16 protein-coding genes are annotated in these 15,112 nt (G+C 47.5%); 3 read left to right on the forward strand and 13 right to left on the reverse strand.

Features of this window, described 5'->3' with window-relative positions; translation table 11 throughout:
• Window positions 1-15: 15 nt before the first annotated feature.
• Window positions 16-570 (reverse strand): winged helix-turn-helix domain-containing protein, encoded by a 555-nt coding sequence (locus NQ534_RS02590; protein WP_006863557.1) that lies wholly within the window; start codon window positions 568-570, stop codon window positions 16-18.
• 354 nt (window positions 571-924) lie between these two features.
• Between NQ534_RS02590 and NQ534_RS02595 the strand changes: the two genes are divergently transcribed.
• Complete coding sequence (locus tag NQ534_RS02595) at window positions 925-2,199, forward strand: radical SAM/SPASM domain-containing protein (protein WP_050778358.1); 1,275 nt, start codon at window positions 925-927, stop codon at window positions 2,197-2,199.
• A 55-nt stretch (window positions 2,200-2,254) separates the two neighbouring features.
• The gene (locus NQ534_RS02600; protein WP_040784694.1) at window positions 2,255-2,788 is read left to right on the forward strand and encodes a flavoprotein; all 534 of its coding nucleotides are present in this window, start codon (window positions 2,255-2,257) and stop codon (window positions 2,786-2,788) included.
• A 327-nt stretch (window positions 2,789-3,115) separates the two neighbouring features.
• On the opposite strand, the gene tpiA is transcribed toward NQ534_RS02600, so the two are convergent.
• The 8 genes from tpiA to NQ534_RS02640 form a co-directional block, all read right to left on the reverse strand.
• A complete protein-coding gene (tpiA, locus tag NQ534_RS02605) occupies window positions 3,116-3,868 on the reverse strand; it encodes a triose-phosphate isomerase (RefSeq protein WP_006863553.1) in 753 nt (250 codons plus the stop codon).
• Between the two features lie 255 nt (window positions 3,869-4,123).
• Window positions 4,124-5,347, reverse strand: coding sequence for a phosphoglycerate kinase (locus NQ534_RS02610; protein WP_006863552.1), 1,224 nt, complete (start codon window positions 5,345-5,347; stop codon window positions 4,124-4,126).
• Between the two features lie 93 nt (window positions 5,348-5,440).
• Window positions 5,441-6,454 carry a type I glyceraldehyde-3-phosphate dehydrogenase gene (gap, locus tag NQ534_RS02615; RefSeq protein WP_040784692.1) on the reverse strand — a complete coding sequence of 338 codons (1,014 nt, stop codon included), beginning with the start codon at window positions 6,452-6,454 and terminating at the stop codon, window positions 5,441-5,443.
• Window positions 6,455-6,595: 141 nt separating this feature from the next.
• Window positions 6,596-7,402, reverse strand: coding sequence for a histidinol-phosphatase HisJ family protein (locus tag NQ534_RS02620; RefSeq protein WP_006863550.1), 807 nt, complete (start codon window positions 7,400-7,402; stop codon window positions 6,596-6,598).
• Window positions 7,399-8,472 carry a tRNA 2-thiouridine(34) synthase MnmA gene (gene mnmA, locus NQ534_RS02625; protein WP_006863549.1) on the reverse strand — a complete coding sequence of 358 codons (1,074 nt, stop codon included), beginning with the start codon at window positions 8,470-8,472 and terminating at the stop codon, window positions 7,399-7,401. The genes NQ534_RS02620 and mnmA overlap by 4 nt, the downstream gene beginning before the upstream one ends.
• Before the next feature lie 15 nt (window positions 8,473-8,487).
• Window positions 8,488-8,931 (reverse strand): Fe-S cluster assembly scaffold protein NifU, encoded by a 444-nt coding sequence (nifU, locus tag NQ534_RS02630; protein WP_006863548.1) that lies wholly within the window; start codon window positions 8,929-8,931, stop codon window positions 8,488-8,490.
• 28 nt (window positions 8,932-8,959) lie between these two features.
• Window positions 8,960-10,147: a cysteine desulfurase NifS gene (gene nifS / locus NQ534_RS02635; RefSeq protein WP_006863547.1), complete on the reverse strand. Its 1,188-nt coding sequence runs from the start codon at window positions 10,145-10,147 to the stop codon at window positions 8,960-8,962.
• Window positions 10,148-10,157: 10 nt separating this feature from the next.
• A complete protein-coding gene (locus tag NQ534_RS02640; protein WP_006863546.1) occupies window positions 10,158-10,616 on the reverse strand; it encodes an RrF2 family transcriptional regulator in 459 nt (152 codons plus the stop codon).
• 137 nt (window positions 10,617-10,753) lie between these two features.
• Between NQ534_RS02640 and NQ534_RS02645 the strand changes: the two genes are divergently transcribed.
• Complete coding sequence (locus tag NQ534_RS02645) at window positions 10,754-12,079, forward strand: polysaccharide biosynthesis protein (protein ID WP_006863545.1); 1,326 nt, start codon at window positions 10,754-10,756, stop codon at window positions 12,077-12,079.
• Window positions 12,080-12,209: 130 nt separating this feature from the next.
• Here the strand turns inward: NQ534_RS02645 and NQ534_RS02650 are convergent, their stop codons facing one another.
• The 4 genes from NQ534_RS02650 to glgA form a co-directional block, all read right to left on the reverse strand.
• A complete protein-coding gene (locus NQ534_RS02650) occupies window positions 12,210-12,899 on the reverse strand; it encodes a hypothetical protein (RefSeq protein WP_143115838.1) in 690 nt (229 codons plus the stop codon).
• Window positions 12,900-13,079: 180 nt separating this feature from the next.
• Window positions 13,080-13,328 (reverse strand): spore coat protein, encoded by a 249-nt coding sequence (locus NQ534_RS02655; RefSeq protein ID WP_006863543.1) that lies wholly within the window; start codon window positions 13,326-13,328, stop codon window positions 13,080-13,082.
• Between the two features lie 13 nt (window positions 13,329-13,341).
• The gene (locus tag NQ534_RS02660) at window positions 13,342-13,527 is read right to left on the reverse strand and encodes a hypothetical protein (protein WP_040784687.1); all 186 of its coding nucleotides are present in this window, start codon (window positions 13,525-13,527) and stop codon (window positions 13,342-13,344) included.
• Window positions 13,528-13,608: 81 nt separating this feature from the next.
• Window positions 13,609-15,045, reverse strand: coding sequence for a glycogen synthase GlgA (gene glgA, locus NQ534_RS02665; protein WP_006863541.1), 1,437 nt, complete (start codon window positions 15,043-15,045; stop codon window positions 13,609-13,611).
• Window positions 15,046-15,112: the final 67 nt, after the last annotated feature.

Below are 15,112 nucleotides of genomic sequence, written 5' to 3' on the forward strand. Positions count from 1 at the left end.
ATATATGTTTTATTTTTACAGTTTTTCCGGATAAATAATAAAGGAAAGTTCCCAAGGCTTTGCATCAGAATTCGGTGTGCTGTGTTCCTCGTAAAATTTTAGCATCATATTTTTTAATTGCTCCGCTTCCCCCTCCGTTAAATAAAGTGTTCCTGTTATGAAGTCTCCCTTTACTTCAGAATCCATCTTGTTCTCCCTCGATATTTCTGAAATATATTTTTTAAAGCCCACCCAGGCATTATTTAAGGAGTAATCTGCAAGTAACAATTTTTCTTCGTATAAATCATCTCTTAAATCACCTTTCAGATTTACGGTTGCTGGAATCTTTTTATAAAATTTGGCTTCAATTCCATGTATTATTTCCGTGTGATCTAATTCTACCAATCCAATGGATTGTAATTTTTTTAAATGATAGGTCACAGAGGACGGTGAAAGCTCCAATTTTAAAGAAAGCTGTTTCGGCGTCATGGGAACAGCGGAAATTTCCATTACCTTTAAGAGACGTTGTCTCTGCACGTTCATATAAATATTCAGTTCTTCTCTGGTTGTTATATTGATTTCCAAACTCATAAAATAATACTGTTCTGCCTTAAAGCAAAATATTCTCCTTCCTACTATTTTTTCATTGCAATAATATAATAATAATTCTATCTAGATTAATTTTCAAACAAATTGTCCTTTTATCGGTTTCATACTATAAATTATAACATTACATATATTGTAACATAAAATTTTATATAATACAAGGATTGTTTTTTATATTTTTTTGATTTATAACTTTTTTTAGAAAGGAGGCTGAAATCTATGGAAACCCGTGGCGTAAATTTTATTTGTTAATTGAAGAAGTATAACAATGTATTAGGGAAGCTGTACAAACCTGCTTCCCTAATATATCGTAAAAAGCTAGCTGGAGGCATATATAAGTTGAAAAAATATAAATACTCAAAATATAATTACAAATATACATCAAACAATCACACTTACATATATAATACATTGTCCGGTATGAATGCAGAAGTTAACAGTATTAGTAATATCAAATTACCCGAAAAAAATAACATTATTTTTTCGGAAGGTTTGAACGAGCAATTACATAGTGCCGGTATATTACTTGATTCCAACGTTAATGAAGAATTGCTATTAACGCAATTATTTTATAATTATGAGAATAATGGAGAGCTTTTTCTTATTATTCTCCCTACAGAACAATGCAATTTAAGATGCATTTACTGTTATGAGGATTTTAAAAATGGAATCATGTCAACAAGTGTACAAGAAAATTTATTGATTTTTTTGGATTCAATTTTACCACACTATAAACGACTTTATATATCTTGGTTTGGAGGAGAGCCACTATTAGCAGTTAATATTATAGAGAAATTAAGTGCAGAAATTATTAAATTATCCGTAAAACATCAGATTGATTTCCATGCAGGTATAACAACTAATGGAACCTTATTATCATCAGAAATTTTTGAAAGGTTATTAAATTGTAGGATATATGATTATCAAATAACTTTAGATGGGGCTAAAGAAACTCATGACAAACAAAGAATTAATGTCAACCACAAAGGAACATTTGATGTAATTTATCGAAATTTATTAGATATGAAAAAATCTGATAAACAGTTTGGTGTAATATTACGGACTAATATAAGTAAAGAAACAACTACCTCTTTATATAATTACATAGATAATATAAAAAATGATTTTGGCGATGACAAACGATTTATGCTACATTTCGTAGCCATCGCGGATTTGACAGGAACTCTCCACACTACAATTGATTTGTGCGATACATACTGTCTTTTTCAATATTACAAATATGCTAAATCTATAGGTATCAGCTTTGATTTTTACAAATCTATGTTTAAGCCAACCGGCATGATATGCTATGCCGCAAATCCAAATGCTATGGTTATTGGTTCAGATGGTAAGATATATAAATGTACTGTTGCCTTTAATAATCCAGTTAATACAATAGGCGAGTTAAAAAATGGAAAAGCTTTAATTGATTACGAAAAAAAACTTCTGTGGGAACAAAATGGATTTGAAACTTCTATCAAATGTACTACTTGCAAATTTTCTCCTATATGCTTTGGAAAATTTTGTCCTTTAGAAAAAATAATAAATAAAAAGGAACCTTGTCCGCCTTTTTATAAATATATAAATACGTACCTTCAATTAATGCATAAATAATTCAAGACCTAAATTTTTTGTCTCATTAAATATTTTATATATGAGGAGAATTGCTATGGATTCAAAAAAGAAAATGCTTATAGGTGTTTGTGGCTCTGTGGGAGCTGTTTCACTGGTAAATTACATAAGTTCACTGTTTCAATATTATGATATTGACTTGATTTTAACTCCAAACTCTACAAATTTTGTGCAGTATAAGGGTTTTTCCACAATAATAAATAATTGCTATACGGAAGAATTTGATAATATAAAACCACTTCATATTAGTCTGGCAGCAAACGCAGATGTATTTTTACTGTTACCAGCAAGTGCAAACACTATTTCTAAAATGGCTCACGGAATAGCCGATAATCTGTTGACCAGCACTTTATTGGCATATGAAAAACCAGTATACATTGCTGCTAACATGAATCCCAAAATGTGGAATAATTCTATTTTTCAAGATAATGTAACTTACCTAAAAAAGAAAGGACACATATTTATTAATGAACGAGGTGTCGCAATCGAAGTAAGTACAGGAAAAGAAGTTTATTGTGATGCATGTATGCCTACAATTCAAAATTTAAAAAATGTATTAGGACTAAAATAACATGTTTTAAACAAAAAATACCCAGACATAAAAAACATATTTTTCTATGGTGTCGCAAACATGAGTGAATTTTGACGTTTAACACATTAAAAATCGATGGATACTCATTTATTATGTAATACATCTTTAAGTCCTAGATTCTAAAATAACTATTAATTATTTGTTATTGACATCTTCTCTATATGTGCAGGAATACCATACAGACACCAATAAAAAATTTCATCATAAAATATGAACATAAAACCCGGAGGAGTATATGCTTTTCATACGCTCTTCCGGGTTTATCCGTCCGCTATAAATAGTTTGATTTATCGCAGTCCGGCAGTTTTATTTGTTATAGTTTACAATCTTTCCGAAGTCCGGTTTGAGAGCGGCGCCGCCTACCAGACCGCCGTCGATATCCGGCTGTGCAAACAGTTCCGGAGCGGTTGCTGCATTTACAGAGCCGCCGTACTGGATGCGGATTGCGTCTGCGGTCGCTTCGTCGTAGATTTCAGCGATGCAGTCACGGATACCCTTGCAGACTTCCTGTGCCTGCTCGGTAGTTGCTGTCTTGCCGGTTCCGATTGCCCAGATCGGCTCGTAAGCGATTACAGCTGTCTTTGCCTGCTCTGCAGTTACATTGAGGAAGCCAACCTTTACCTGCTGACGGATCCAGTCCATCGTGATGCCCTGCTCTCTCTGCTCCAGAGATTCGCCGCAGCACATAATCGGTGTAAGACCGTGTTCGAATGCCTTCAGCATCTTTTTGTTTACTGTTTCAGAGGTTTCTGCAAAGTATTCGCGTCTCTCAGAATGTCCGAGAATTACGTACTTTACGCCGGCGTCTGTCAGCATGTTCGGGGAAATCTCGCCTGTGTAAGCGCCCTTTTCCTCAAAGTACATATTCTCCGCGCCAACCTGGATGTTGGAACCCTTTGCGGCTTCCACTACCGGGATGATGTCGATTGCCGGAACGCAGAAAACAACGTCTGCTTCATCGTTCGCTACCAGCGGTTTTAAGGTGTTTACAAGTTCTACTGCTTCGCTCGGAGTCATGTTCATTTTCCAGTTTCCGGCGATGATTTTCTTTCTTGCCATGATTGTGGTCTCTCCTTAGATAAAATATTCTGTATGCAAAGACGGGTATGTTCCCTGCGGAAGTTCTGTTCGCTAAATTCGTCTTTCGCCTACGGCTCAGACTCATTAATCTCACAGAACCGCCTCGCACTAAGTTCAAACTTCGCTTACAGCTCGTTTTCACTAAGTTGCTTTCGGCGTCGTTAAGGTTCGGGAACGGCCTCGCGCTAAGCTCATACTTCGCCTGCGGCTCGCATTCGCTAAGCTGCTTTCGGCCTACTTATCGTCTGCTGCTGCTACGCCCGGAAGCTCTTTTCCTTCGAGGAATTCGAGGGATGCGCCGCCGCCTGTGGAAATGTGGCTCATCTTATCGCCAAATCCAAGCTGGTTGACTGCCGCTGCGGAGTCGCCACCGCCGATGATGGTGGTTGCGTCTGTCTCTGCCAGGGATTTTGCCACTGCGATGGTTCCTTTTGCAAGGGTCGGGTTTTCGAATACGCCCATCGGTCCGTTCCATACAACGGTCTTTGCGGATTTCACAGCGTCAGCGTAGAGCTCTGCCGTCTTCGGTCCGATGTCCAGTCCCATCATATCAGCCGGGATTGCATTGGAGTCTACTACGGAAACTTCGATCTCCGCATCGATCGGGTTCGGGAATTCTTTTGCGATGGTGGTGTCAACCGGAAGCAGCAGCTTCTTGCCAAGCTTCTCTGCCTTTTCCATCATTTCCTTGCAGTAATCAATCTTCTCATCATCTACCAGAGAGGTACCTACCTCGTATCCTTTTGCTTTCAGGAAGGTGTAAGCCATACCGCCGCCGATGATAAGCGTATCGCATTTTTCAAGAAGATTGGAGATAACGTTCAGCTTGTCCGCAACCTTTGCGCCGCCGAGGATTGCAACGAACGGTCTTACCGGATTCTCTACCGCATTGCCGAGGAAGTTGATTTCCTTCTGCATCAGATAGCCGACAACATTCTCGCCGCCCTTCGCTGTGATGAATTTTGTCACACCTGCAACAGAAGCATGTGCTCTGTGGGAGGAACCGAATGCATCGCATACATACAGATCAGCCAGGTCTGCCAGCTCTTTGCTGAATTCTTCACCGTTCTTTGTCTCTTCCTTGCCGCGGAAACGGGTGTTCTGCAGAAGCACCACGTCGCCGTCCTTCATCGCTTCCACTGCCTTTGTTGCCGCTTCACCGGTTACGTTGTAATCGGAAACGAATACAACTTCTTTGCCAAGCTTCTCAGACAGTCTCTTTGCAACCGGTGCAAGGGATTCGCCCTCGTTCGGGCCGTTTTTCACTTTTCCAAGATGAGAGCAGAGAATTACTTTTCCGCCGTCATTGATTAATTTCTGGATGGTCGGCAGCGCTGCCACGATACGTGTTTCATCCGTAATCTCGCCGTTTTTCAGCGGAACGTTGAAATCACATCTTACCAGGACGCGTTTGCCCTTTGCGTTGATATCATCAACTGATTTTTTATTTAATCCCATGATTTAAAACCTCCGTTTTCATTTCTTACGAGTTTTCATAGTAAATGAGGTCCGGTCCTGGGACCGGACCTCTGACAGGTCTTGATAATGCTCTTATGCCAGCTCGCTGAAATATTTGATTGTGCGAACCATCTGGCTTACGTAAGAGTTCTCGTTGTCATACCAGGAAACAACCTGTACCTGGGATGTGCCGTCTTCCAGATTTACTACCATTGTCTGAGTAGCATCGAACAGAGAACCAAATCTCATACCAACGATATCGCTGGATACGATTTCGTCTGTGTTGTATCCGAAGGACTCTGTAGCTGCAGCCTTCATAGCCTCGTTGATTCCTTCAACGGTAGCTTTGCCCTTAACAACAGCGTTCAGAATCGTGGTAGAACCTGTCGGGGTCGGAACACGCTGAGCAGCGCCGATAAGCTTGCCGTTCAGTTCCGGAATAACCAGACCGATAGCTTTTGCAGCACCTGTGCTGTTCGGAACGATGTTTACAGCGCCTGCACGGCTTCTTCTGAGGTCGCCTTTTCTCTGCGGACCATCCAGAATCATCTGGTCGCCTGTGTAAGCGTGGATCGTGCACATGATACCGGACTGAATCGGCATATAGTCGTTCAGAGCCTTTGCCATCGGAGCGAGGCAGTTTGTTGTACAGGAAGCTGCGGAAATAACGGTATCTTCAGCTTTCAGTGTCTTATGGTTTACATTGTAAACGATAGTCGGAAGGTCGTTTCCAGCCGGAGCAGAAATAACAACCTTGCGGGCGCCTGCTTTGATATGAGCTTCAGCTTTTGCCTTGGAGGTATAGAAGCCTGTGCACTCAAGAACAACGTCTACACCAAGCTCGCCCCACGGAAGCTGGGATGCATCAGCCATAGCGTAGATTTTGATTTCTGTTCCATCAACTGTGATAGAATCTTCGCCTGCGCTTACCTTGTCAGCCAGTTCATATTTACCCTGAGAAGAGTCATACTTCAACAGATGAGCCAACATTTTCGGGCTTGTCAAATCGTTGATAGCCACTACTTCATAACCCTCAGCACCAAACATCTGTCTGAATGCCAGACGACCGATACGGCCAAAACCATTGATTGCTACTTTTACTGCCATAATCGCAATTCCTCCTAAAAATATAAATAATATTTTTGTCTGCACATATGCGCAGAATGTTACCGTTTCCCAGTTTGTTAAAGAAACGTCAACCTTAATGACATTTTACCCAATTTGTCCCAAAAATTCAAGACATATTTTTCATAATCGCAAAAAATGTGGTTTCCTTTCGCGAAAGACGGCGTAATAACGGAAACCGCACTCCAGAAGCAGCCCGCGGACGCTCTCAAACTGCCCGGCGATCCACTCCGGCGCGTGCGCATCCGAGCCGACGGTGACGATCTCGCCACCCATCCGGCGGTATGCCTTTATAATATCCATGCACGGATTCGCTGTTCCAAGCCCCTGCTTATAGCCCGCGGAATTAATCTCCAGCCCGACGCCGTGCTCAATGAGCGCCTGCAGCGCCGCATCCAGTACATCCTTATATTTTTCATAGGAATACTGTCTGTTTTTATTCGGGCCGTAGCGCACCACGTAATCCAGATGCCCGTAGGTATCCACATTGGAGAACGCAGAAAGATTCTTCGGAATCGTCTCAAAATACGCCCGGTACGCCTCTTCCTCCGTGCGTCCTTCGTAAAAGTCCGCAAAATACGGGTCTTTGCCCGCCACTGTGTGAGAGGAACCGATGATAAAATCAAAGTCCCATGCCCTGGAATATGCGTTTAAAAAATCAGCATACTGCGCCTCCAGCCCCAGCTCAACGCCAAAAAGCAGCTCAATTTTTCCACGGTATTTTTCCTTCAGGTCCAGAAAGCCCCTCCGGTACGCCTCCGTATCCACCTCAAAAGAAACGCCGTTGTCCAGCATCCCGTGGTCCATATGCTCCGTAAAGCACATTTCTGTCAGACCAAGCTGCAGCCCTCTTTCTATCATGCTCTCCATCGGCGCGTCAGAATCCGCGGAGAAACTGCTGTGCAGATGACAGTCCGCCAGAATACTCATAAAATGGTTCCTCCTCCCAGCACGTTTTCGCCATCGTAAAAGACCACCGCCTGTCCCGGCGTCATCGCCCGCTGCGGCTCGTCAAAAATACATTCCACCATGTCCGGTCCCGCCATGCGGATGGTTGCCGGCGCCCCTCTGTGATTGTAGCGGATTTTCGCCGTCACGCGCGTATCGCCGTCAATTTCCGGCACCGACATGAAGTTTAATTTATTCGCAAGAAGACGCCGCTTAAAAAGCTCCTCGTTCTCTCCGATCACCACCTCGTTTGTCTCCGGACGGATGTCCGTCACAAACACGCGGTGCCCCATCGGAAGCTGCAGTCCTCTCCGCTGTCCGATGGTATAATGTGTGATGCCGCGGTGCTGTCCGAGCACCGTGCCGTCCGCCGTCACAAAATTGCCGGCGGGCATCTCTCTGCCAGTATATTCTTCAATAAAGGAAGCGTAGTCGTCGTCCGGCACAAAGCAGATTTCCTGGCTGTCCGGCTTGTTCGCCACACGCAGCCCGATTTTTTCCGCAATGCCGCGGATTTCTTCTTTTGTGTACTCTCCCACCGGCATCAGCGTATGCGCGAGCTGCTCCTGCGTCAGATTGTAAAGCGCATAGGTCTGATCCTTCGCGGCGGTCGCCGAACGGCAGATGGTATACCGCCCGCCCGGAAGCTGCCGGATGCGCGCGTAATGTCCTGTTGCGATGTAATCCGCGCCGATGGCAAGGCTTCTCTGCAGGAGCGCCTCCCACTTCACATAGCGGTTGCAGGCGATGCAGGGATTCGGCGTCCGCCCGCACAGATATTCCTGTGCAAAATAATCCATTACCTTTTCTTTAAATTCCGCCTTGAAATTCATCACATAATACGGAATTTCCAGTGTCTGCGCCACGCGCCTTGCATCCTCCACGGCGCTCAGGCCGCAGCAGCCGCCGTTTTCCTCCTGCGTCTGCTCTTCCTCATCCTGCCATATCTGCATCGTCACGCCGACCACGTCATAGCCCTGTTCCTTTAAGAGCCACGCCGCCACTGAGGAATCGACACCGCCCGACATTCCCACAACCACTTTTTTCTTCATCGCACTGACCTGCCATTAGTATTCTTCTTCCTCGTCCTCTTCGCCCTCGTGGATATCGGACTTCGGCTTCTTTAAACCTTCAATTTTGATGCCGTGCTTCTCCGCATAATCCCAGAGCGCCGCGTGGATAGCCTCCTCCGCAAGCAGGGAACAGTGTACCTTCACCGGCGGAAGCCCGTCCAGTGCCTCCATGACCGCCTTGTTCGTCACCTGCAGCGCCTCCTGGATATTTTTGCCCTTTACAAGCTCGGTTGCCATGCTGCTGGTCGCCACAGCAGCGCCGCATCCGAACGTTTTAAACTTTACATCCTGGATAATGCCGTCGTCGTCAATATCCAGATACATGCGCATGATATCGCCGCATTTTGCATTGCCCACGGTTCCCACGCCGCTGGCGTCCTCTATTTCACCCATATTTCTGGGATGCTGGAAATGATCCATTACTTTCTCACTGTACATAGTTCTTCCTCCTTCATCCGGCTTTCGTTTATTTTGCCGCCTGTTTTTTTACAAAATCCTCGTAGAGCGGAGACATATCGCGCAGCCGCCCGACGATTCCTTTAATCGTATCTACTACAAAATCAATATCCTCCAGCGTCGTCTCCTCGCTTAAGGTCAGACGCAGGGAGCCGTGCGCAATCTCGTGCGGCAGCCCGATGGCAAGCAGCACATGCGACGGATCCAGACTTCCTGAGGTGCACGCGGAACCGCTGGAGCCGCAGATGCCCTCCATGTCCAGCATGATCAGCATCGATTCTCCCTCGATAAACTGAAAGCTGAAATTCGCGTTATTCGGAAGGCGGTCAGTGCGGTCCCCGTTCAGACGCGTGTACGGAACCTCCTTCAGCACGCGGTCAATCAAGTGGTCGCGCAGCGCGATTTCCTTTGCGGTCCGCTCCTGCATCGTCTCCGCCGCGCGCTTTGCCGCAACGCCAAATCCCACGATGCCCGGAATATTTTCCGTGCCCGCACGGCGCTTGCGCTCCTGTGCCCCGCCGTGGATAAAGGAACGGATTTTCACACCCTTGCGGATGTAAAGGAAACCGATGCCCTTGGGACCGTTCAGCTTGTGTCCGCTTGCGCTTAACATATCAATATGATACTCGTCAACATTAATCGGAAGCTGTCCGAACGCCTGCACCGCGTCGGTGTGGAACAGGATGCCGTGCTTATGGGCAATCTCACCGATTTCCCTGATTGGCTGTATGGTTCCGATTTCGTTATTTGCAAACATCACGGAAATCAGAATCGTGGTCGGACGGATGGCTTTTTCCAGCTCGCCCAGCTTGATTTTTCCGTTTTCATCCACATCCACATAAGTAACCTCGAATCCGTTTTTCTCCAGATATTCGCAGGTGTGCAGCACCGCGTGATGCTCAATCTTCGATGTGATGATGTGGTTTCCTTTCGCGCGGTACGCTTCTGCCGTCGCCTTCAGCGCCCAGTTATCCGATTCCGAGCCGCCCGCTGTGAAATAGATTTCGTTTTCCTGCGCGCCCAGAATGCCGGCAATGGTCTCCCGCGCCTCGTTCATGGCTTTTTTGCTGCTCCCGCCCAGTTCGTATATGGTAGATGCATTTCCATAATATTCCGTGAAGTACGGAAGCATGGCGTCTACCACCTCCGGCGCCGTTCTCGTGGTCGCCGCATTATCCAGATAAATGACTTTTTTCATATTCTACACCTCAATTCTCACATTTTACGGCAGTATAGCCGCTTTTGTCCTGTGCCTCTCTGCTCTCTCTGACCAGCTGGTCCAGTCTTATTTCATCTACCGCTTCTGTTATGCTTTCGTTTATCCTCTGCCACACATATTTTGTTACGCAGAAGTCTGCGTTCTCGCATCCGGCTTCCTCTTTTAGTCCCGGACACTCCACGGCATCCAGATTACCCTCCAGCGCCCGCAGGATATCTCCCACAGAAATTTCCTCTGCCGGCTTTGCAAGCCGGTAACCGCCCTGCGCCCCGCGCTCGCTGATAATCAGCCCGGCTTTCCTGAGCTTTGCAAAAAGCTGCTCCAGGTAACTCTCCGAAATGCCCTGCCGCGCCGCCACGCTGCTGATGGGAACCGCTTCCTCCCCGCAGTATACCGCCAGGTCAATCAGTGCGCGCAGCCCGTATCTGCCCTTTGTGGAAAGCTTCACGCTGTCACCTTCTATCCTGTTATTTTAAATCCTACTAAATTACTCGGATTTCTTCAAGAATGAATATAGCACCCATTTGCGGTTCTGTCAAGGTACATCTTTGCATATATTTCTAAAAAAATGGTGAGTTACTATCTATGCTGCAGAAACACACTGTTCTGAAGGGCGCCGCCCTGCTGACCGCCGCCGGCATCGCCGGGCGGATCATCGGTTTTTTTTATAGAATATTCCTCTCCCGCACGATCGGTGCAGAGGGGCTTGGAATTTACCAGCTTATTTTTCCGCTCTATGCGCTCTCTTTTTCCCTCACCGTATCCGGTATCCAGACCGCTATCTCGCGGTTTGTCTCCGCCAAAACCGCCTCCGGGGACCACGGCGGCGCCCGCAGGATTTTTCACACCGGTATGGCGCTCTCCATCGCCCTGTCCCTGTGCGTGTCCTTCCTGCTGCTGCGTTTTCACGCCCTGCTGGCGGAAGAGTTTGTGAAGGAGCCGCGCACCTCCAATCTGCTGCGTCTGCTTGCCTACGCCGTTCCCTTCGGCTCCATACACGCCTGCATCAACGGCTATTATTATGGTCTGAAGCAGGCAAAAATCCCCGCTATATCGGAAATTCTGGAGCATCTGGTGCGCCTTGGCAGCGTCGTGCTGCTCTGCAGTATCTTCACGGAGAAGGGCATCGCCATCACTCCTGCCGTCGCCGTCTACAGTATGATTCTGGAGGAATTTTTCGCCGCGCTTTTTTCTGCGACGGCGCTGACCATCCATTTTGCCGCACAGCCGCCGCTGCCGCCCCCGGTGCACTCCACCGCGCATTACGCGGGCGAACTTCTGCTGGTCTCCGTGCCGCTTACGCTGAACCGCGTGCTTGTCAATGTCCTGCAGAGCATCGAGGCGCTGCTTATCCCGCTGCAGCTCCGCCTGTCCGGTCTGGAGGCGTCCGTTTCTCTGAGTGTTTACGGCGTGCTCACCGGCATGGCGCTGCCGCTGGTTCTGTTTCCGTCCGCGCTGACCTCCTCCCTCTGCACGATGCTGCTCCCGGTTATCTCGGAGGCGCAGGCGGCCGGAAAACTCTCCGCCATCACCGCCGCCATCCGCAAGCTCTGCCTCTCCTGCCTCGCGCTCGGCATCTGCTGCTTTCTGGGGTTCTTTTTTCTGGGTGATTTTGCCGGGAACCTGCTCTTCCACAACGAGCTCGCCGGCTCCTTCATCCGGGCGTTCGCCTGGATTTGTCCGCTGATGTACCTGAATCCCGCGCTTTTCGCTATTCTGAACGGGCTCGGAAAAACCTCGCAGGTGCTCGTGCACAACCTCACCGGCGTCGCCATCCGCATCGACTTCATTGTCTTTGCGATTCCCGCCTTCGGAATCAGCGGCTACTTCGCCGGAATGCTGGTCAACCAGCTCGTCACCTTTCTGCTGGCGGTGCACAGCATCCGCAAAGCACTTGCGCAGGCGGCATAGCATCCGCAAAGCACCTGCGCAGGCGGCACAGCAGCGGGCAGACGGGAAATACGGTTATCATATCTCACACCGCTGCATTATAAAGGGCAGGAAGCCGTAAAAAGCGTTCCTGCCCTGCTGTCCTGTTTTATTAAATTTTTTTCAGGCTGTCCAGTCTGCCGTTTTTGTCCACATGCCTGGAACCAACCCACGTGTTTTTGGCCATGTAGCCGCTGCTGTAGAAATAGTACCAGTTGTATTTCCCCAGGCTGTCTTTGATGCACACCCATTTTTTCTGAGCGTAGGTGCCGTCCGCCTGCCGGTATTTTACGCCCTTTTTCGTCTTCCGGAAGCCGTTTTTCACATCCTGGCGGTAGCCGCTCACCGCGCTGCCGTCTTCTCCGTAATAGATACCGTTATGCCAGTCGTTTGTGAGCATCCTGCCGTTGCTCTGCAGGTAATGCCCGTTTTTCGTCCGGCTCTTCAGCATCCGTCCGCTGTTATCAAAATAATACCAGTACCAGGCGCCTTTGCACGCTTTTGTGGTCAGTCTCTTCCAGCCGACCTGCATATAGCCGTTTTCATCAAAGCAGTATGTATACGTCTTTCCATTCTTTTTGATGTTCTTAAATACCCAGCGCTTATATGCCGCGGCATTGTCCGTCGTCCTGCTTCCCTTCAGATATCTGGTTTTCGACGTGTAATACCGGTAATAATAGCGGTACGCCCCGTTTTCCTTCACCTTTACTCTGCGGAAGCCCGCGTTCACCGTGACCGCCGGAACCAGCGCCAGCAGAAACAGCAATACCAGAAACACCCCTGTTTTTTTTCGCACTTTCATACAATCACCCTTTCCCATACCTTCCCCCATATACGCCGCCGGGCAGACTGTCCTGCGGCTGCCCGCCGGATTGCCGCCGCCCCGGTCTCTTCTTATACACAGTATGGCACAGTTTTCCATAATAAGCAAGGAAAACCTGTGCCATACTATCAGTTACCGTAAACAGAGTGAACAGTGACTTCAGCCCATCGTCAGAATGGATTTTACATGCGCGATTTCTTCCGCGGTCGCTTTCGCCGCCGGAACATAATACTGCTTGCTTCTCGCAATCTGGTAGATTTCCTCCTGGGACATTTCACACTGATTGCGAATCTGTTTCAGCGTCTGCTTCAGCTCCTTATTTTCCGTCTGCGGGATCATTTCTCCGTAGCGTACCAGCTCGCCGTTGATACCTGCAAGGGTATCTGATACCATTGTTTTCTCATCCATGACTGCTTCCCTCCTACTGTAAAAATCCCATAAGCTGCTGTTTGGTTTCCATCGCGCTCTGCGCGGATTTCTGGAAAAACTGCTTTACCGCCGGGTCCGTTGCCTGTGAAGCGTATGCCGTCATCTTACAGTGCGTGGTGGAAAAGCCGCCAATCAGATGGCGCAGGTTCTGCAAATCAAGTTCTGATAATTCTGCCATAAAAAAAGCCCTCCTTGTCAACATATCGTTACGCTATCAGTATGTCTTCCGGGAGAGCTTTTTATTCATGTTCTTATAACTTTACAGCCAGTTGTACAGCTCCGCGTACTGGTCCGCCGATTTCTTCCAGGAGAAGTCCGCAGCCATCGCGCGGTCAATCAGCCGGTTCCACTCGCGTCTCTTATCCACATACACGGAATGCGCGTAGCGGATGGTATTATACATTTCGTGCGCATTGTAATTGCGGAAGCTGAAGCCGGTGCCGGTGCCTTCGTACTCATTGTAAGGCTCCACCGTATCCTTCAGACCACCCGTCTCGCGCACGATCGGAAGCGTGCCGTAGCGCAGGCTCATAAGCTGGCTCAGACCGCACGGCTCGAAAAGCGACGGCATAAGGAAAGCATCGCAGGAGGCGTACACTTTGTGTGACATAGCCTCGCAGTAGTAAATATTTGCCGATACCTTGTCCGGATATTTCCATGCGTAATGACGGAACATATTTTCATACCGCTCTTCGCCAGTGCCGAGCACGACGATCTGCCAGTCCTGCTGGCACATTTCCTCCATCATGTAATTGATGAGGTCAAAGCCCTTCTGATCCGTCAGCCGGGAAACGATGCCAATCATAAACGTCTTTTCATTCTCAGCCAGTCCCAGCTCCTTCTGCAGCGCAATCTTATTTTTGATTTTTTCCTTGCGGAAATTACGCACATTATAGTTTGCCGTAATCATGGTATCTGTTTCCGGATTATACTCCTCATAATCGATGCCGTTCACAATACCGCGCAAATCATGGGCGCGCGCCTTCATCAGCCCGTCCAGATTTTCCCCGTAAAACGGTGTTTTGATTTCCTCCGCGTATGTCGGGCTTACCGTCGTGAGCGCGTCCGCGTACACCAGACCGCCCTTCAGATAATTGGCGTCCCCGTATGCTTCCAGCTTGTCCGGCGTAAAATAATAATCCGGCAGCCCCGTGATGTTTTTCACGGTGTTCATATCCCACACGCCCTGGAATTTCAGATTGTGAATCGTCATAATCGACTTCATATTTTTAAAGAATTCACCCTCATGGAATTTGTCCTTTAAAAATACCGGAATCAGACCGGTCTGCCAGTCATGGCAGTGCACGATATCCGGCTGGAAGCCGATGACCGGAAGCGCGGAAAGCGCCGCCTTCGAGAAAAACGCAAATTTCTCAATGTCCTCATAAATATTGCCGTACGGCTTCATCCCGGCAAAATAATATTCGTTGTCGATGAAATAAAACTGGATGCCGTCGTACACCGTTTCCAGAATGCCCACATACTGGCTTCTCCAGCCGAGGTCCATATAAAAATGCGATACGTAATTCAGACGCTCCTTTAAGTCCTCGCGCATACAAAGATATTTCGGAAGAATCACCCGCACATCAAATTCTTCCTTATTGAGATATTTGGGCAGCGAACCCACTACGTCCGCCAGTCCGCCGGTTTTGATAAACGGCACACCCTCCGATGCCACAAAAAGTACCTTCTTCATGAAAACCTCCCGTAAAAATTTATGTGTTATTCTAAGTATAACCCGATTCTTCCAAAAGAGCAACAAA

This window comes from Marvinbryantia formatexigens DSM 14469, from assembly GCF_025148285.1.
Classification (GTDB): domain Bacteria; phylum Bacillota; class Clostridia; order Lachnospirales; family Lachnospiraceae; genus Marvinbryantia; species Marvinbryantia formatexigens.